Annotated in this window: 11 protein-coding genes; 2 read left to right on the top strand and 9 right to left on the bottom strand. The window is 58.1% G+C overall.

Annotated features, from left to right (window positions below; genetic code table 11):
• Positions 1–52: 52 nt before the first annotated feature.
• From ACODSR_RS19065 to traA, 7 genes are all read right to left on the bottom strand, one after another.
• Positions 53–6,898, bottom strand: a complete 6,846-nt coding sequence (locus tag ACODSR_RS19065) for a calcium-binding protein (protein WP_489078179.1) — start codon at positions 6,896–6,898, stop codon at positions 53–55.
• The gene (locus tag ACODSR_RS19070) at positions 6,895–7,593 is read right to left on the bottom strand and encodes a hypothetical protein (protein WP_489078180.1); all 699 of its coding nucleotides are present in this window, start codon (positions 7,591–7,593) and stop codon (positions 6,895–6,897) included. The genes ACODSR_RS19065 and ACODSR_RS19070 overlap by 4 nt, the downstream gene beginning before the upstream one ends.
• A 115-nt stretch (positions 7,594–7,708) precedes the next feature.
• Complete coding sequence (locus ACODSR_RS19075) at positions 7,709–8,395, bottom strand: hypothetical protein (RefSeq protein ID WP_489078181.1); 687 nt, start codon at positions 8,393–8,395, stop codon at positions 7,709–7,711.
• A complete protein-coding gene (locus ACODSR_RS19080) occupies positions 8,392–9,786 on the bottom strand; it encodes an HlyD family type I secretion periplasmic adaptor subunit (RefSeq protein ID WP_489078182.1) in 1,395 nt (464 codons plus the stop codon). Before ACODSR_RS19080 ends, ACODSR_RS19075 begins: the two co-directional genes overlap by 4 nt.
• Positions 9,783–11,915 carry a type I secretion system permease/ATPase gene (locus ACODSR_RS19085; RefSeq protein ID WP_489078183.1) on the bottom strand — a complete coding sequence of 711 codons (2,133 nt, stop codon included), beginning with the start codon at positions 11,913–11,915 and terminating at the stop codon, positions 9,783–9,785. Before ACODSR_RS19085 ends, ACODSR_RS19080 begins: the two co-directional genes overlap by 4 nt.
• A 133-nt stretch (positions 11,916–12,048) precedes the next feature.
• The gene (locus ACODSR_RS19090; RefSeq protein WP_489078184.1) at positions 12,049–12,798 is read right to left on the bottom strand and encodes a DUF6118 family protein; all 750 of its coding nucleotides are present in this window, start codon (positions 12,796–12,798) and stop codon (positions 12,049–12,051) included.
• 18 nt (positions 12,799–12,816) lie between these two features.
• Positions 12,817–15,810, bottom strand: coding sequence for a Ti-type conjugative transfer relaxase TraA (gene traA, locus ACODSR_RS19095; RefSeq protein WP_489078185.1), 2,994 nt, complete (start codon positions 15,808–15,810; stop codon positions 12,817–12,819).
• A gap of 173 nt (positions 15,811–15,983) precedes the next feature.
• On the opposite strand from traA, the gene ACODSR_RS19100 reads away from it, so the two are divergent.
• A complete protein-coding gene (locus ACODSR_RS19100; RefSeq protein ID WP_489078186.1) occupies positions 15,984–16,289 on the top strand; it encodes a conjugal transfer protein TraD in 306 nt (101 codons plus the stop codon).
• Positions 16,290–16,311: 22 nt separating this feature from the next.
• Positions 16,312–16,542 carry a conjugal transfer protein TraD gene (locus ACODSR_RS19105; RefSeq protein WP_489078188.1) on the top strand — a complete coding sequence of 77 codons (231 nt, stop codon included), beginning with the start codon at positions 16,312–16,314 and terminating at the stop codon, positions 16,540–16,542.
• Here the strand turns inward: ACODSR_RS19105 and ACODSR_RS19110 are convergent.
• Together ACODSR_RS19110 and ACODSR_RS19115 are read right to left on the bottom strand one after the other, a co-directional pair.
• The gene (locus ACODSR_RS19110) at positions 16,539–18,053 is read right to left on the bottom strand and encodes a HEPN domain-containing protein (protein ID WP_489078190.1); all 1,515 of its coding nucleotides are present in this window, start codon (positions 18,051–18,053) and stop codon (positions 16,539–16,541) included. The two genes, ACODSR_RS19105 and ACODSR_RS19110, sit on opposite strands and share 4 nt — an antisense overlap.
• Complete coding sequence (locus tag ACODSR_RS19115; protein WP_489078191.1) at positions 18,050–18,694, bottom strand: hypothetical protein; 645 nt, start codon at positions 18,692–18,694, stop codon at positions 18,050–18,052. The genes ACODSR_RS19110 and ACODSR_RS19115 overlap by 4 nt, the downstream gene beginning before the upstream one ends.
• Positions 18,695–18,905 lie beyond the last annotated feature (211 nt).

Genomic DNA, 18,905 nt, shown 5'->3' on the forward strand with positions numbered 1-18,905 from the left:
AAAGCACTCGATTCCCCCAAGGAATCCCCCAAGCGTAATTGCGCAACAAAGCCTAGCCGCGGCCAAAAACATAGGTGTCGCTACCATCCCCGCCTCGCAGGATGTCATCGCCGGCCTTGCCGTCAAGCGTGTCGCTTGCGACAAATCCAACAAGTGTATCGTTCCCACCAGTGCCCGCCAGAATCTTGACGCGGATATCTTCGTCCGAAAGACTCGAACCATCGGCAAAGACAAGGCTCTCTATATCGTGCCAGAGATAGCCGCCAGCCGAAGAAAATTGCCCCTGAACCAGGATACTGTCCTGTGTGTCGATGATCGTGATGAGAAGATCATCGCCGTCCCGCACAAATGTCAGATCGTCAACGGTAACGCCTGCACTGAAGCGTATCTGATCGAAATCGCCCAGCATGATATAATTGAGCTGTTCGTGGATCGTGTCGTGGCCATATCCACGGCCAAACACATAGGTATCCGATCCATCTCCGCCGATCAGTTGATCATCCCCTGCGCCACCGTCGATGAGGTCGTCTCCGGAGAAACCCGTCAGAACATCGTTGCCCGGAGTATTCGTCAGGAGAATTTGTTGAACATCGGCGTTAGTGAGCGTCGAGCCGTCGGCGAATCCGAATGTTTCAATGTCATGCCAAATGTACCAAGCATCCCATCGGAACTGGTCCTCAACTCGAACGCTATCTCCACTGTCGAGAATGGAGATGATGAGGTCATTGCCTTCACGTGCAAAGCCCAGGTCCGCTCGGGTGATGCCGGTGCCAAAGTTCAGCCGGTCATTGTCGCCGTTGAAAATATGGTCGACGTGATCGCGAATGATATCATCACCGGCACCGTGCTCGAAAACATAGGTATCGCTTCCGTCACCGCCATCGATGATGTCGTTACCAGCGCTCGCGGCGAAGACATCCTCTGTCGAGGTACCTAGTGTGAGGTCATCGCCGGAGGTGGTTGCCGCTGCGATCATATTCTGGTTGAGCTGCTGCCAGGTCCAAACGGCGCCGTCAGCGAAGCGGATTTCCTCGATCCGGTTTGCAGAGAGATTCCCGAAGATGCCTGTGTAGATATAATCGTCCTGGTTCTTCAGCGTCACACGATCGCCGGTCGTGCCAATTATGAGATCGACATCCTTGCCATTACGCCCGAAGCTGATGTCCGCTGCCGAGATCCCAGGCCCGAATTGCAGGACGTCGGGCGAACCATCGACGGTGATGAAGCCCTCGCCAAGGAAGCTCCAATTATTGTCCTGTAGCGTGTCGTGGCCATCGCCGCTGTTGAAAATATACGTATCGCCTGCGCCGCCACCCGACAGAAAGTCATTGCCCACGCCACCCTTCATGGTGTCGATCACAATGTCCCCATAAAGTTGGTCGTCGCCCACACCGCCAGTGGTCACGAGTGCCTCGACATCCTGCCAGGAAATGCGCGTGCCATCTGCGAGCTGGAACCATTCGACGCGATTGAACCATTGTGCGCCGAGAACACCGGTCTGGATGCCATCGAACTGGTTCTTGACCGTGAGCTTTTCACCGGTCGAGAGGATGGTGATGGCAAGATCAGGCGCCGAACTGTCTCGTGAGAATTTAAGGTCGGATAGCGTAACCCCTTGAGAGAACTGCACAGTGTCCGCGCGAGTGGTTAGGCTTATGCCGCCTAGGCCGACTTCCACGTCAATGAATGCCGCCTGTTCATCGATCGTGTCATTTCCACTGCCCTTGCCCCAATTATATGTGTCCGCGCCGTCCATCCCAATCAGGCTGTCGTTGCCGGCAGAATCCTGGAATGTATCATCGTCGCCGAAACCGCGGGTCACGTCCGCCCCTGCTGTAGTCGCCTGCGCAATTAGCTTCTGCTGCACGTCTTTGTAGGACCACGCATCGCCATATTCGCGGAAAGAGAAGGCCTCGATCCGAGAATTGAGACCAAGCGCAGCGTTGTAACCCAGCGACGAGTATCCAAACTGGTTTCTTATCAGCAGACTTTGGCCGGACGTGCCGATGGTGAAAAGAAGATCTGCACCTGACGTACCCACTCTTGAAATTACCAGGTCGTCAGGGGCGACATCGTCTCCGAATACCACCATATCGGCGGAACGAAGTAGTGGGGTCGATTGATTTTCCTCAATGATATCGTGGCCGTCACCGGCATTGATGACATATAAATCGGCATCGTCGCCGCCTTGGAGAAGGTCGTTGCCTTTGCCACCTGTCAGGGCATCGGAATGCATGGTTCCAATGAGATGATCGTCCCCGTCCGTCCCTGCTCCTACAGCGATCATGATAGCTGGGATTTCCATAACAGTGCCATCGGCAAATTGGATATCTTCCACGCCCTTGTTGGAGCTGAGGATCAGGTCTGCGCCGCCCGGCGTGACATCGGCGAATTGTCCGACAACCCGCACCGTCTCGCTGGTGGCCGTTATCGTGATCACCAAATCCGCACCGTTGCGTTCGAGACTGACATCGGAGCGGTTCAAAAATGCGAAACGGATTCTGTCGCCACTCTCGCGGGCTTCGATATCGGTGATGATTGCGTGGCCGACTTCACGCCCAAAAACATAGACATCCTGCCCACCACCGCCGATCAATTGATCATTACCACCGCCCGCGTAAAAAATGGCAGTTCCGCCGACGGCACGCGTCAGGCTATCGTTACCCGCTGATCCAATCTGAACGTTGACAATACCGAGTGCTGATGAGAGCTGTTGAAGCGAGAGCGGCTGAACAACATCATCCATCGCGGCGACAAGTTGCGCAAAGACGTAGTCTGCGCGCACGATATTGGCGTCGAAGCGCACCATGGACTCGGTTAACGCACCGAGCAATGGTCCCCAATTGGCCCATTGCGCAGCAGCGGCAACCGGATCATTTGGCAGGTCGCTAAGCAGATTATGCAGCAAATCGCCAAGCGCGGTTGGAGTGCTTGCCACAAGAAGGTCGCGCTCGGCATTATAAGTGATGCCGCCGAAGTCGGAACCGAGCGGACCCTGCACAGCCAAGCGCAAGGTGAGGCGGGTAAGCTGATCCACCCATAGGGCTTCAACTTCGTCCAGGTTGCCGAGCAAAACGACGCCTGACGCACTGCGCGGCATCAGCTCGTACCCGGTATATTTCTCGAGGAAGGCGAGCTTGCGCGTATCGAACCCGTTGCTACCCAGACTTTGTTCGATAACGGTATCGACACCGGCCCAACGGTAAAGGATCGCTTCAGCGCCGCTTTCGAGAGTGTCGAGACTGGTCGCCGCCATCTCGACATAATCCGCAACCAAGCCAATCAGGACGCTATCGCCCGACATCGCGACGCGCAAATCTTTGATTTCACCAAATCCAGACAACTGCGGCAGCGCCTCAGCCTCCACCGAGATGGTTTTGTCACCTAGCCATTGGGTGTTTGTTTCGTTGAGACCCAGAACAACGTCAGCGATGCCACCGGTTGAACCGTCCGCTCGTGTGAAGTTTCCAATCTGAGCAATGACATTGCCGCCGATTACGGTCGGTGAGGCTGGCGCGGCATGAGCGAGACCGATCGAAACGATGCCAAGTTGCGCCAGCGTTTTCAATTCACCCGCATCAGTTATCCCATCCTGATTATGATCCTGCCATACTGACAGGCTGGCAAAGACCGTGTCCGAGGCATCGATCGAGCCGTTCAGGTCATAATCATATCCTGCTAATACGTCGAACCCGCCAGTAGTCTGGTTCCCGAACATTTCCGAAACGTTATCGATTTTCCCATTGGCATTGGCATCACGCACCAGGAAACCGTCCGTACCGCGGACCCATCCGACATGCTCACCAAAACCATCATTGTCGAACTCGAAATAAGTTGACGAAACGTCTTCGGCGACAAGATTGAAACCGTCTCCATCCAGGTCGAGAACCAGCGGATCATAGCCGGGCATGCCGTGGCCAAAGCCAGCATATAATGCCAAGCTTACATAACTCTCGATCCGGTTTCCCGTCAATGATTTGCCAACTCCGCCGCCTTGTTGAAAAACGGTGATGCCCGCAGTTCCGGAACCTGAGTTGGAATCGATACTGTAGTTTTTGACTTGAGCCGTACCACCCAATCCCCAGGCAAGACTAATCGACAATGCCCCGTCAGCACCTAACTGATAAGATGCAAATTTCATCATTGGGACGTCTACAAAAATCGCGGCCGTCGATAATAGCTCTGCTCCAATCACCGGAAACGCGCCGAGTAGGGACGTGAAGGGCATCCAATATGCCGTGTTTCCTTCCATCCACCACGCCTTTACCCCGCCGTTCAGGCGGAAACCGGCGAAATATGTGGCGTCTCCGGCGCGAAGCTCTCCATCTTCGACGGTTACATTCGAGCCTACTGAGAAACTGTCAGAACCGGTTCCTCCATATAAATGCGATTCCCAGCCACCCCCCGTAAGTTGGTCGTTGCCTGCTCCACCATAGAGCGTGGAATACCCTTCACCATGATCAGCGGTGCCTGCCTGCGCAATCAGGACATCGTCGAAGACGGTGCCCTTCACGCTATTGGCATTTGCCGCTTGGAGACGGACTGCGGACCCGGTCGTGTGGACATCACCGATGATCGGTAGAGAGCCCCAATCATAATAATATTTTACGACCTGATTGTCTTTGTTCGATAAATCGACATACACACCCGCGTTCGCGCTACCGATTCCTGTCGCCAACAATGTCGTAGCATTGGCGATGCCAGCACCGCTAAAATCGAGCATGTCATCACTGCGGGTTGGTGCATCAGCGCCTTTAAAGTCTATCTTAAGATCAGACAACGGGCTATCGCCGTCCGCCAGTCCGAGATAATTTATATTTACGGTATCGGAGTAGCTGGTAAGATCTATTTGTTCAATGTCGATTGCACGATCGGTGTCCCCGTTATATTCAATCTGAAAAGCTGATCTCTGGTCGGATGCTTGCGCGTCAACCGCTGCCATCACAACCGAAACACCGGAAGATGCTGACTGTAACCCCAGGTCAATCCTATCGTAGCCAGCCCCACCTGCCAGAAAATCTTGGCCTGCTCCGCCTACGAGGATATCGTTCCCAGCCCCGCCGGCTATCAGATCATCACCGTCACCGCCCTGAATGGTGTCGCCGCCGTTACCGCCAACGATGAAATCATCGCTCGTCGTGCCGCTGATATTGTCATTACCGTCACCCGACACGAATAGCGTCAAGCCATCTGTTGCGGGATGCGGATTCAGGCGATCTGGCAGCGAGCCGACGTAATTTCCGTTACCAGTGCGAAACACGATACGATCGACTAGCGCACTGGGATCGGTCTCATCGTAACCAGGCTTGTCCGCATGCAGCCAGTTAAGCCCAGTAAGCAGATCTGAACGAACTGCTGATACTACCGTGCTAACGGAACCATCCAGATTTTGAATGGTCAACGTGTCAACCTGCACCTCCGATAAAGCCGAACCTATTAGTTCATTACGACCAAGTATCTGCGTCGATGTCGCGCCCTTGGACCAAGTGCCGCTTGAGAGATCGATGGCCAACATGTCGGAACCGAGCGTCAGAATGCCATCCTTGGCAATCTCGTCGTTCACATTCTCAACTTTGCCGATTGCTAGTTTGCCAGCATATTCGACCAGCATCTTCACTAGGGCGTCGGTGCTATCCTTGATCGACTGCGAGCCACCTACTTGGAGCGCGCCTCCAAGATCGTTTGCATCATTAAACCAGGCTCGAATGCCTGTGTCGCCAAAGACACGAACCCCCTCGTCAATTGCCGAATATGCCAAGGCGTTCAGAAGAATGCTCGCGTAATTTCCCGAATCTTTAAGCTTTCCTGAAATCTCCGACGCACCTGCGACTTGCGCGATCTCATTGTCATAGAGGGCGTTGAGGAGTTTATCGGCGAGGGTTCCGGTGCGCCATGCGGACGACGAGCCGTCGGTGTCAGCAGCTTCGCACTGCTGGGCATATTTGAGCAACACCAGAAGCGCCATGCTATGGTGAGCGACGGGATCCAGATTGCTCCATCCAAAGGTATCGAGTGTCTCGACATCGATATTGGCCTCTGCCGTGATTTGACCGCCCGCTATCGTAGCGCCCAGCGCCGCAAAAAATGGACCGAACGCAATGCTCAGAACACCCCCTGCCAAGGCAGCATAGGATCCGTTGCGCAACCCTGCGTTAACCTCTAGTTCAACCGCCGTTGCGTCGATGCGGCCTAAAGTAGGTATCCGCATCCCCAATGCTGCAATCATTTCAGAGGTAGGTGGGTAGAGCTCAAGCAGCGTCGAGAGGGGAAGAGCGGCGATGCTCTCGCCATTTGTAACATTCTCGCGGACATATGGCACAAGTCGCGTGACATATTCATTAGTCCACGCGGCATAGCCCGCCGCGCCGAACGGCATATGATCGAAGGCAAGGACAGAATTGCCCGAGAGCATTCCGGCAAAACCGGCCAGTCCGCCGCCCAAAGAATGGCCTGTAAGGACTGTAGTATCTGGTTGGCCAGTATCGAACGCACTATGGCCCGTTGCCGCTTGGTAAAAGGCCAGAGTGAGCGGCGCCTGGGCAATCGGGAGGCCCGCCCCAATGACCCAGCCATTCCAGATGTCGCTGCTACCCTGGAAAGGAGAAAGATTGTCTGTCCCGCGATAGGAAATAACCGTGGTGCCATCTGTGAGCCCCGTAACCGAACCATCGGTGATCGCGTAAGATAGAGCGTAAAAACCGGCTGAGATATCGAGACGATTTTGATTTGAATCCTTCAGACTGCTTGAATCTCTCGAAATTGTTGCGTTGCCAATTTGAACAACGCTAGATGCATCTCCATCCGGATCAAATATTGGCATTTCTAGAATAATATTTTGGTTATAACCTCTATTGTAAGAATCCAACGAAAGAATTGACAGAAACAGATCGTTGTTCATTTTCTATTCCCTTGAAAGAATTTTTCAGCATCCATCAATTCAGATACTTTCTTTCCGTTGAACAAATTTAGCGATTTTGACTCTTTTCCTTTATATACGAAGTAGCGCACAAAAGGTGGTTTTGGCAACTTATTCTCAATTTCCATTGTCAGCGGATCATCTGTCACTTTGAGCGTAATCCGTACGAGGCGAACGCCCGGCCCGAATACTTCGTCGAGCGCCTCCGGATCCACCGCTTCCACGCTTTTAGGGTCACGAATATCGCTGAATCGCACCAGCATGGGATAAAGCGCAGTCGGTAGCGTCAACTTAGGCTTGAGTTCGGTCGCCACCTTGCGCATCCCTGCCCATTCCGAACTATCATATCGCCGTGGCATCGGAGGTGTCGAAACCGCCCCCGCCTGCAAAGCCTCGTTGAACAGTTGATCTTGGTAGTCGCTCGCGGAATGCTGCGTCGGGCCGGAAAGCAAGGCGAACAAGGTTTGCCCGCCCGGCAAATCGACCGCCACGGCTTCCCCCTTCAACGTAGATTGCAATCCGCTCCCTTCGCCGGTTCTGGGACCGGAGGTTAAGGTCGACTCGATAACGCTGGATCCGGTTCGAAGGCCATTTGGCGTATCCACCTCGACGGTCATCCGATAGCGCAGGCTGGCGCGCGGATATCCCAGCAGTTTACAACCGCTAAGAAGGCTCATGGTCGCGCCTCCTCCTAAAAACTGAAGTACATCGCGTCGCCTCATCACTCAGCCCGCCTATCAGGTTATAATCTATTTGAAAAAATTATCGCGATGAATAAATCTTCTCTCGATGTCATGATTGATGACTCCTAAGATAAACTATATCGCTTGATAGTGTAGAAGTGAATGGATTGTTTGGATCTGTCCGACAGCGACTCATATCGCTCAGCCAAGGCAAAATATTAACAATTCCGGTTGTAACTGGATCATTCGTTATTTCGACAGTTACTTTTCCTAAATTTACCCCACTACCAAAAAATTCAGCCATATTGATTGGATCAACAACTTCGAGAGTTCTCGGATCGTTGATATTTCGGAACCTAATGAGCTTGGGGCAGCGGATTCCGATCCACGCCGGATTGACGCAATTGAGCGTCGCGCTCATGCCGTCCATCTTCTTGATATTACGTAAGTCCTCTACTCTCTCGGCAAAGCGAGGAGGATTTACTTTAGGTCTTTGACGGTTGCCGAAAAGGTTTTCGGGATACATTGCTGCAGAATCAACCAGAGCAAATAGGGTGCCTCGTCCAGGAATTTCCACCGCTACTGCATCTCCAAGAAAGCGGGAATTGTACGGACTCGCCAAAGGCAATATGGATTTTTCCAGAGCAAACGACCATACGCTCGACCCGGCCCGGATCGTTCCCCGGTCATTCACCTCCACCGTGACACGATAACGTACTTCCGCTGGCCGGTTGCACCCGGTTAGAGAAGCTCCGGTGATAAATAGTGCGATGATCGCCTTATAGTTGATGCTCATCGTTCCCTCCCCGCGTCCTGCGTCGCCTCATTGATGGGACTAACAAGATAGCTTAGAACGGAGCGTCGGCCGGTGCGAATATCAGCCGTGGCAGCAAGACCAACGGTCAGAGCAGTGGCAATGCCGTTGCGATCGATTGTTGCACGCGTGAGCCTTATGCGGGCAGGATAGACGAGCCCCAATTTTTCGTCTTCTATTGCATCTGATCCGATACTTTCCAAAGTGCCGGGCACAGTCCCATAGCGTGTGAACGGGAAGGCCTCCAGTTTTACGGCAACGGGTTGACCTTCCTTGACGAAGCCAACGTCCTTGTTGAGGATCTTGACCTCGGCAACCAGAGAACCGCCCCTTGGCACGATCACCATGATAGGCTTGGTGGGTTCCACGACGCCGCCGATCGTGTGAATTGACAATTGAGAGACGGTACCGTCGACGGGGGCAAGCAAGCGTTGCAAACTGCTACGCTGGCGGCTTTTGACCAATTCCTCCCGACGCAATCGTGCATCGGCTTCTGCCTTCGCGAGATCAGTCAATATCCTCGTGCGCGCTTCTGCCTTGCTCTGTGCCATGATACTGGAAGCGCCTGACGATTGTGCTTCCGCCTTCTTTGCCGTTTCAAGCGCCGCTTCCCGATCGCGGATCGTTGCGAAGCGTTGCCGCCGCATCTCGATGACCTTGAGCTTGGCCGCATATCCTTTCGCCAGTAGACCTTCGTAGGCCTGAAGCTGTTCATCGATGAGCGGGATAGTCTCCGTCAGTTTTGCCGCCTGCACCAAAGCTTCGGAACGAGCGGCGCGAGCCGCTTGTATGTCGGCAGAACGACCAGATATGGACGCCTCAATTCCCGCAAGATCGGCGGCGGCGAGCGCACGCTGCGTCACTGCCAATTGTGGTGCCGTACCCGTAGGGGGAACGAACTTAAGGCCGTGTCCGTCCAGTGCGGACAAGACTGCATTGGCGCGCGCGATATCGAACAGTGCTGTTTGCAATGCAGACTCTGCCTGAACCGCTTCTGCCGCAGAGACGGTAGGGTCCAGTTCAACGAGTACCTCGCCCTTGCGGACTGCCTGGCCATTTTGGACCAAAATGGATCGAACGATTCCGGCCTCGACGGGTTGGACCAGCTTGACGTTGTCAGCCGGTATCAAGCGGCCAGAGGCCGATGCGACCACATCCAGCTTCCCGAACGTAAGCCAAAGCAGTGTGAGAACCAATCCGATGAGCAAGACCCATGTCGTTGCCCGTGCGGTGGGCGATACCGGGCGTTCGATGATCTCCAGTGCTGCGGGCAGAAAACTGATTTCGTCGACACGGGTAAGCGACTTTGCCCGCTGTTTCTCCTCGGCAAGCGCTGCGCGCACGATATCCCAATGCTCCGAGATGGCGTTCATGCCGCCCCATCCCCCATGCCCATTTGCCGCCGGTGCAGGCTGGCATAGCGACCGCCCTGGCGGAGCAACTCATCATGCGTGCCAACCTCAACAACCTGACCCTTCTCTAGGGTCATGATGCGGTCGCATTGCCGGATAGCCGAAAGCCTGTGCGCGATGATCAGCACGGTGCGTCCGCGCGCCATGGCGCGGAGGTTGCGCTGGATGATCTCTTCACTTTCAGCGTCAAGTGCCGAAGTAGCTTCGTCGAGGATGAGGATGCGCGGCTGCGTGACAAGCGCGCGGGCAATGGCAAGGCGCTGACGCTGGCCACCAGAGAGATTGACGCCGCGCTCTTCGATGATGGTGTCATAGCCCTGTGGCAGGCCCACAACAAACTCATGCGCGCCTGCAAGTTGGGCGGCGGCCATAACTTGTTCGAGCGGCATCGCAGGGTGGGCGAGGGCAATATTCTCGCGGATCGACCGGTTGAACAGTAGGTTTTCCTGAAGAACCACGCCGATCTGCCGACGCAGCCATGCCGGATCGATCTGCGCGATATCCACCCCGTCGATCAATATCCTGCCCGCTGCAGGTGTGTAGAGCCGCTGCAGAAGCTTCGTCAGCGTGGATTTGCCTGAGCCGGAAGACCCGGCGATGCCCAGTGTTCCGCCTGCAGGCAGGTGAAAATTGATATCCTCCAGCGTCCATGACCCTTCGAGACCATAGCGGAATTTGACGCCTTCGAAGCGAATAGTGCCCTTGATCTCAGGCAGGGCGACGCGGGAGCCAGCGCCCGGCTCGACCGGCTGGTTGAGGACATCCCCTAGCCGATCGATCGAGAGCCTGACCTGCTGGAAGTCCTGCCAGAGCTGAGCCATGCGGATGACCGGTCCGGAGACTCGCTGGGCAAACATGTTGAAGGCGACGAGCGCGCCTACCGTCATGGCCCCGGCAATCACTTCGCGGGCTCCGAAGAAAAGAATAGCTGCAAGGCTGAGCTTTGAGATTAACTGGACAGCCTGACTGCCGCTATTACCAAGATTGATGACCCGTTGGTTGGCCGCGCTATATCCCGCTAACTGGCGCTCCCACCTCTCCTGCCATTGCGGCTCCACAGCCGCCGCCTTGATCGTCTGCATACCCGATACACTCTCGACAAGCAGAGCATTATTGGCGGAACCGCGCTCGAATTTTTCGTCGAGGCGATGGCGCAACGGTCCCGTCACGAGCAATGAAATGACGACATAAGCAGGGATTGTGGCCGCCACGACCCAGAATAGCGTCGGCGAATAAATCCACATCGCGATCAGGAACACGATCGTGAAAAACGGATCGACAAGGACCGACAACGAGGCATTGGTCAGAAATTCTCGGATGGATTCCAACTGGCGGACGCGCGTAACGGTGTCCCCGACACGCCGCCCCTCGAAATAAGAAAGGGGGAGGCCCAGCATATGCCGGAAAAGTTTGGAACCGAGTTCCACATCAAGCTTCTGGCTGGTTTCGGAATAAAGGCGTGTACGCAGCCAACCGAAAGTAACCTCCCACAATGAGACCGCGACGAAGCCCACCGATAGAACCTGAAGGGTAGCAAGCGTATTGTGGACCAGGACTTTATCGATGACGTTCTGGAAGAATAGCGGCGCTGCCAATCCCAAAAGGTTGAGCGCCAATGTGATCAGCAGCACCTCGCCGATCAGTTTGCGGTAACGCACGATTTGAGGAATAAACCATCGGATATCGAACCGCCCCGCAGCCCCGGCGACGCTCTCTCGCGTCGTCAGCAGGATCAATTCGCCCGACCATATCCGCTCAAGCTCATCCCGAGGCATTTTCTCGACATTATGCCCAGGCCGCTGCACCAGTGCGTCAATATCGCTCGCACGACCGATGAGAAACCAGCCTTCCGCTCCGTTCGCTAATGCAGGCAGGGTTTGACGCCCCAGCCTATCGAAATTCACTTGAAGAAGGCGGGTTCTTACCCCGTCCTGACGTTTGGCGAGACGCTGAATATCTTCTGCCGAGACACGATCGTGATGCCCCAACTCATGCCGCAACTGCTGTGGGTCAACGGCAATTTTGTGTATCGCTAATAACGTGGCAAGCGCACGCACGCCGCTGTCAAAACTGGCTGCGTTATCGTCCACATGTCCCCCTAGGTCTCACTGATGCACCCCTGCATCAATTACCTTGTGTTCCATGGCCTCCTCATGACAGCAAGAGAGTTCATATAATTAACAGAATTTTTACTTATAAAAACAGTCCATTATGGATGGAAGGCTATTTGCGAATGCTGACGGTGCATCGCACAGGCTCCTTGGCCTTAGCTGCTGCCCTCTGACATCCGGAAATGCTGGCGCGGTTCTCCCGCGCAAAGTCGGCGGCGTCCACAATCGCCTGCCAGCCGTCCGGGTTCCCGGCGCGCATAAGTCGGATACCGGCATCCCATAGTGACGGCTCGCCCAGCGTGCGACGGGCAACCCTCTCCGGCCAGAGCCAGCTTTGCGGGCCGATGCTGGCCGCCCAGCCGGGATAGATCAGCCACAGAAGCGATATGGCCAGAGCCACGCCGCCGCCGCAACAGAACATCTGCCAGCGCTGTTCCTGCTTGGTCCGAACGGTTCCAATCGCGCGCATCTGATCCGCATGGGCCTGATGATGCAAATCCAGCGACTTCTTGATGGTCGCCTTATCCGTCGCTCGTGCGGCATCCGCCGCTACGTCGATCCGCTCCGCCATGCTCTCCGGCGTCAATTGCATGGCGGGCGCATCCATGATCTTCTTGGTCTGCCCCGCCAACGTCGCGAGATAGCCGTTCATCTTGGCAAGCGTCGGCCCGTAGTCAGGAAATTCGAGGCTCTGCTTCTCTATGGCGATATGCTCAAGCGCGCGGGCCATCACCGCCATGCGCCCGTCCAACCGTTCCTCCATAGCGGCCACGCGCTCTGAGAGGTGCGCGAACGCCTCGGCGGCGGCATTGGGCCGGGGTTCCGGCTCCGGTTCGTTCAATAGGCTCTGTTCGTCATCCATATCATGGTCTCCTTGGGGTTAGCGGCTCAAGCCGCGACCGATGTCGCGTCCGTGATCGAAGGGGATGGAGGATGCGAGGTCGTGGGAGAGGCTGCGGCCCATCTGTTGGCCGATCTCAAGCCCAAGCTCGCGGCTGCGCAGGCCCAGCACGGATTCAAGCTGGGCGTCGCGTTCGAGGCTTTTCGCCATGCCCGCCATCTGCTGCGCGGCGCTTTTCGCGCCCCGGAAATTGCCGTCGCGCACAAGCTCTGCATGATGGCGCTGCAACTGCTGCCAGCCTTCCACAAACCGGTCAGCCCGCTGGAATGGGTCCATTCGGATCTCGGTCTCCAATTGCATCGCGCGCACGGCGGCCTGGCCGCGCCCCTCGGCGGCCTCGCGGACAAGCTCCGGGCTGCTGCGGAAAGCGCTGTTCAAGTCGGACGAACCTTCGGGCCGGATCGCGTCCAGAGCATCGCGCGCCCTGTCGAACTCCTCGCGCTGGTGCGGCATGGCCTCCACACCTTGCGTGCGAGTCTGCTGGATCGCGTCCAGCGCCTTGGCATAGCGCTCAACCGCACCGCGCACGCCGCCTGCGCGCATCGGCTGCGTGTCATGTTCGGGCTGGCGCTGAACGGCCCGCTCCTGCGCGGGCGGCTCGGCCTTCGGCTGGAAGCCCGCAAATATGTCGCGTTCCTGCTGCGGCGGGATATTGGGCCGGAAGCTGTCGAACATCCCCCGCGCCTTCTGGACAATAGGCCTGACGATTTCCGCGACCCGCTCGCCAAAGTTAATGCCGCGCCGCTCGGCATATTCCCTTGCCGGGTCGGCTTGTTTGTAATCTGTCGCCATATCCTTGGCGCGCTCGCGCGAAAGCGTGCGGACAAGCCGCGATTGATCGCGAAAATCGTCGCGGCCATAATGAAGCACCATACCGTCACGATGGCGGGACATGGCGACATAGGCCCCGTGGCGATCCATGCCGGGCGTCGCCAGCACATGCGTCCTGTCCACGGTCATGCCCTGCGCCTTGTGGATAGTGGCGGCATAGCCATGGTCGAGGTCGCGATAGTCCTTCGTGTCGAACGACACGGAACGCCCATCATCGGTGCGGACGGACATATGGCCTTCGTCCACCTTCTCGATCGTGCCCAGCGTTCCGTTCTTCACCTCAAGGCTGCGCTCGTTGCGCAGGAACATGATGCGGTCACCCGATGCAAATAGGCGGTCGCCGCGCTCGGTCTTCACCTGGCGCTCTTCGCCCAATTCGCCCGCGTTGCGCATTGCCGCGCGCGCGGCCTCGTTGAGGTCGCGCACCTCTGCATTGGTGTGGGTCAGGATGATGCGGCTGGCGTGCGGATCGGCCTGCCGTTCGCGATCCCAACGCTCGACAAGATCGCGCCGCGCATCGTCGCGCGTCTCGGCCTGATGCACCATGTTCTTGTCGGCATAGGCGGCAATGGCCTCGCCGGTTCTGCCGGTCGCCAGATGCCGGGTAGCATCCCGCTGCCATCCTTCATGCTGGCGGCGAACCTGGGTAATCTCCACGCCACCATGGCGTTCATGGATCGCGCGGAACGCCGCGCCCGCCTCGATCGACTGCAATTGCTGCGGATCGCCGACCAGCACGACCCTCGCGCCAAAATCGGCGGCATGGGACAGCACGCGCTCCATCTGGCGCGTGCCGACCATGCCCGCCTCGTCAATCACCAGCACATCACGGGCACTGAGCAAATCGCGGCCCTGCGCCCAGCTATGCTCCATGCTGGCGATGGTGCGGGATGCAATACCGGAGCCGTTCTCCAGTCCCTCGGCGGCGATGCCCGCGAGCGCAGCGCCGCGCACGTTGAGGCCCGCACTTTCCCATACGTCGCGCGCTACGCCCAGCATGGCGCTTTTGCCGGTCCCGGCATAGCCCAGCACCAGTGACAATCCGCGCCTGTCCGTTATATGACGCAACGCGGATTCCTGCTCTGCCCCCAGGGTAAGGCCTGCACTCTCGGCGGCGCGAATGGCGTAGGTCGCCGCCGCCGAGAGACCATCGCTCCGCTCCATCGCAAGCCTGTCCGCCGCAAGGCTCATCCGCTGCTCGGTCTCGATCATCTCGCGCGAGGTGAACCGATCGTCGCCGCGCCCGTCCTTGCCCAGGGCGATCAGGTCAGGCGAATTACGCACCGCGCGCATAGCCGCGTTGAACTGCTCCTGCCCGTCGCTATGCCGGTGGATGAACATTGCCATGTCGCGATTGGTGAATGTCGCCTGCTGGTGGGTGATGGCGTTAAGCGCGATGCCGGGATCGGCGATAATGCGTTCGCCATTCGCCCGCGCGATCTCGCGGTGCATTTCCGCGCGGTCGGCTTCCAGCCCCTGGGCGTCCATCCGGTGCGCGGGGCCACCGATCTTGCTTTGCGGCTCAAGGTCGATGCCCTGATCGGCAAGGCTGCGGTGATCGATGCGCGCGTCAATGTCGAGTTCGGCCAGGCGCGTGTTGACGTGGGTCTCCCAGCGTTCGCGCCAGCATTCGACATTCGCATGATCGTTCCATTCGCGCACCTTCGCCCCGAAGCCAGCGGTGCCGTCCTCGCGCTGCACAACGTCCCGCATGGTGAGCATGACATGGGCGTGTGGCTTGGGCTGGCCATCCGCGCCTCTGTCCCAATGCACATTGAGATCGGCGATCATGCCGCGATCCACGAACTCGGCGGACACGAAATCGCGGGCCAGTTCGATGCCCTGCGCCTTGGTCATTTCGCGGGGAATGGCGAACTCCACCTCGCGGGCAAGCTGGGCGTCCTTGCGCTTCTCGAATGCCTCGACATCGTTCCAGAGGCGTTCGCGGTCTTGCCATTGTTCAGGCGCGCCCTCCGGCAACAGTATTTCGCTATGCTCGACGCCAGAGCGGGCACGGAAATCATGGTCGCGATCAAGGCGCTCGTCGTGCATGCGCTCGCCCGCACGATAGGCGGCAGCGGAGACGGCGGAACGGCCCGCCGCGCGACTGATGACCTGAACGGAGAAGTGGAAGATCGCCATGACGATCGTCCATCTACTACGCTCAAGCGCACGTCGGAACGACGTATAAGCGCGCCCTTCTCGAAAATTTCTCGGACGGGACTAGGCGGTGTCAGGCTGTCCCGGCGACTCTACTGCGCTTGCGGAGCGATCATCTTATCATAGCGCCATCGTCACTCAATGGAGACTTTGCGATGCGCAAGCCCCGCGATTTTGATTCGGAACTCAAAGCCCTGGCCGACAAGGCCAAGGCGCTCAAGGAGCGGCGCGTGCGACAGCGTGGCGAACTGGTGACCGCGACCGGGGCCGATGCGCTCGACGCCGATATACTGGCCGGGGCGCTGCTCCATGCCGTCACGGTGAAAGATGCCGCGATAAAGGAGGGCTGGCGCAAGGCGGGCGCGGCCTTCTTTCTTGGCAAAGGCGGCAAGCCTGCGGGCGGACCTTCTGGCCAGCAAAGCGGCACTCTCCCGCTCGATAGCGGCGCGGCATCGGCTTGAAGCACGAAGGGCGCGAACCGACATGCGCGAATGGCAAGTGAAGCGACGGGCGAGAACGCGCCAGCTGATCGAACTGGGCGGGCTTGTCGTGAAGGCGGGGCTGGTCGATCTGACCGACGATGACCGCGCTACGCTTTACGGCGCATTCCTCTCCGTTGCCGACCGACTGCGCAGCGAGGAACGGGCCAACGCGCTTACCCTTTGGAAGCGCAAGGGCAAGCGGGCCTTCGAGGCGGAACAGGACGGCGGTTAGCGCGAAACCGACAAGCGCACATTGCTATCCGGTTGTGCATCATACTCGACCATCGCTGCCATGGACGGGCTGCTCTTGTCGCAATAGCGCAAAGTGATGACGCTCTCCCGGATCGCAGGACACAGGCCAGAGCCGTAGAGAATGTCCGCCAGCGCGTCGAAGGTCGTCGCCTTTGCACGATAGGCTCCGGTCCACCGCACCGTCCAAATGTCCTCGTTGGCCTTGACCCGGTATCCCGCCCTTTGCGCAACGTCCATGACCGCGCCAAGCACAGTGTCCGCGCGCACGTCGAAGTCCAGCACGGCCGACAGGTCTGCCGGTTCGGAACGGACGGCCTGCGCAGACTTCACCCGCCATAGCGTTGCCTCGGCACCCGCCATGAAGAAGCACAGGCAGACAATCGCCAAGGGCAGATGGTCAACCCAGTCCCTGCACCTGTGGGAGCACCAGAACCGGCGAACGGAAACGAGCCAATTCCATCGGCCTTGTAGCGGTGCGACACGTCGCACGATCCGCCATGTCCTTTGCAGCATGTTTGCGCGACCAGCAGGCGGGGAAAGCGCCACCGCCGTTGTCGGTCCTGAGGGCGGCGGAAGCAGGGGCGTAGGCAGGCTTTCGGCGAGCGAAGCCTGATGATCCGCGACCGCGCACGCCGCACGTTCCGCCAGTATTTCCACCCGCGCAAACGCCCATGACAGTTCCTCACCCGAAATACGGTAGGATCGCCCGTAGCGCGCTTCGACATAGGCGCGGCGAATGCAGCCGAACGCGCGCCGCTCGAACCGGCTGTCGCGCGGCCATGCAGAACACAGGCGCGGGTCCAGCGCTTCCGCCGCCTCGCGCAGTTCATCCAGCGCATGGGTGCGCGGCGCGTGCAGGCTGATCGACCACAAGACGCAAAGATAGAAATGCTCGCACGCCTGATGCAACATCAGCGCCGCCATCGGCGCATTGCCCCGGTCCCGATAGAAAGCCGCACCTGCTAGAAATCCGGTGCCGCGCTCATGCCACCGGATAAACTCAGCCACACCCCGGATTGCCCGTTCCCGCAGTGGAAGGCGGCGCGGCTCTTTCAGCCGCAACCCCTCCATCTGGTAGAGCGCGATGCCCTGCTCGGCGATCGTGACGAAATGCGGGACGCCCTCGACAAGAGCGCTATTGACCCGCTCAAGGCCTTCCACCGCCAGCCGCACCGGGCGGGCAATTTCGCCATGCTCCCATGCGCGACGTAGCCGGTCACGCACCAGCCGCCAGTCGCGTTCGCTGCGGGCAAGGCGGGAATAGTTGACGATCGCCAGCAGGCGGAACGCTTCCCCCGGCGCGACCTCTTCCCAATCCTTTTCGGCATGGGGGCCGTGCAGGATCAGGGTAAGAATGCGGCCCGCCCGGAAATGTTCTGAGCATCGGCCCTTGGTTGTTTCCTCGAACGCTTCGAACAGGATCTTGGTGACGTGGAGAAGTTCCTCCCGGATCGGTGCGGGCAGATGCTCGGCATCGGTGCGCAGCATCATGACCGCACCTCCTGTGCGCGGCGCTGACAACCTTTCGGGCGCGGGTGGCCGGTCACGTCATGCACGCGATCCACCAAGGCGCGCACAAGGGGCGTGATCGTGGCGGGAATGAAGCCGCCCGTGCGGGGCCGGTCTTCCTCCCACTCATGATAATGATAGCCCCATTTCCAATAGGGCGAGAGAACTGTCGCCAGCCGCGCCATGTCGGGGCAGTCATGACCGAAGCCGCAGGCATTGGCGTAGGAAAGCGCTTTGGCGATGTCCTGCTTGATGTGGCTGGCGTTCCACGCATCGGCAAAGCCCATGTCCAGTAGATAGGCGCACAGGGCCTGCTGGGTGACGAAACCGGCCTGATGCAGCGCTTCCTTTGCATGTCGCGGCTCGATGAGGAAATCCGCTTCCAGCGTGGTCATCCAGCGTTCGGCATTGTGATAGCGGAAGCGGCTTATGCTTCGCCCCTCTTTCGTCCGCACAAGTGTCGCGGGTTCGTCTTCGTATTGTTTGTGAAGCGCCGCCAGTGCGCTACCCCAGGGCGAGCCAATCGCCGACGCGGCGACCGGCGCGATGGTCAGTGCGCGCAGCAGGGCGCGGCGCGACGTGGCGATCTTCGAATCACCCGAGAGAGAATCGGATAAAGTCATGGGCCTGCCTTCCTCAGTTCACTGTCACGGCCGCATCAGGATGCGTTCGCAGCGCTAAGCGGCACCGCTTATAACATAAAAGGAAGGCAATGTTCAATAACCGGTGCCGGTTATTCTGGTTCTGATTGAACGGGTGTCACACGCGGTTACGACACGAGTATGGGAAGGCCACCGCTCAACGTGAAATCGACGAACATCCGATTGCCCGAGG

This window comes from Sphingobium sp. FG125 (assembly GCF_057809795.1).

Bases quoted from the DNA above. Each gene is read 5' to 3' on its own strand.
- ACODSR_RS19065 (WP_489078179.1), bottom strand. From the start codon at position 6,898: ATGAACAACGATCTGTTTCTGTCAATTCTTTCGTTGGATTCTTACAAT.
- ACODSR_RS19070 (WP_489078180.1), bottom strand. From the start codon at position 7,593: ATGAGCCTTCTTAGCGGTTGTAAACTGCTGGGATATCCGCGCGCCAGC.
- ACODSR_RS19075 (WP_489078181.1), bottom strand. From the start codon at position 8,395: ATGAGCATCAACTATAAGGCGATCATCGCACTATTTATCACCGGAGCT.
- ACODSR_RS19080 (WP_489078182.1), bottom strand. From the start codon at position 9,786: ATGAACGCCATCTCGGAGCATTGGGATATCGTGCGCGCAGCGCTTGCC.
- ACODSR_RS19090 (WP_489078184.1), bottom strand. From the start codon at position 12,798: ATGGATGACGAACAGAGCCTATTGAACGAACCGGAGCCGGAACCCCGG.
- traA (WP_489078185.1), bottom strand. From the start codon at position 15,810: ATGGCGATCTTCCACTTCTCCGTTCAGGTCATCAGTCGCGCGGCGGGC.
- ACODSR_RS19100 (WP_489078186.1), top strand. From the start codon at position 15,984: ATGCGCAAGCCCCGCGATTTTGATTCGGAACTCAAAGCCCTGGCCGAC.
- ACODSR_RS19105 (WP_489078188.1), top strand. From the start codon at position 16,312: ATGCGCGAATGGCAAGTGAAGCGACGGGCGAGAACGCGCCAGCTGATC.
- ACODSR_RS19110 (WP_489078190.1), bottom strand. From the start codon at position 18,053: ATGATGCTGCGCACCGATGCCGAGCATCTGCCCGCACCGATCCGGGAG.
- ACODSR_RS19115 (WP_489078191.1), bottom strand. From the start codon at position 18,694: ATGACTTTATCCGATTCTCTCTCGGGTGATTCGAAGATCGCCACGTCG.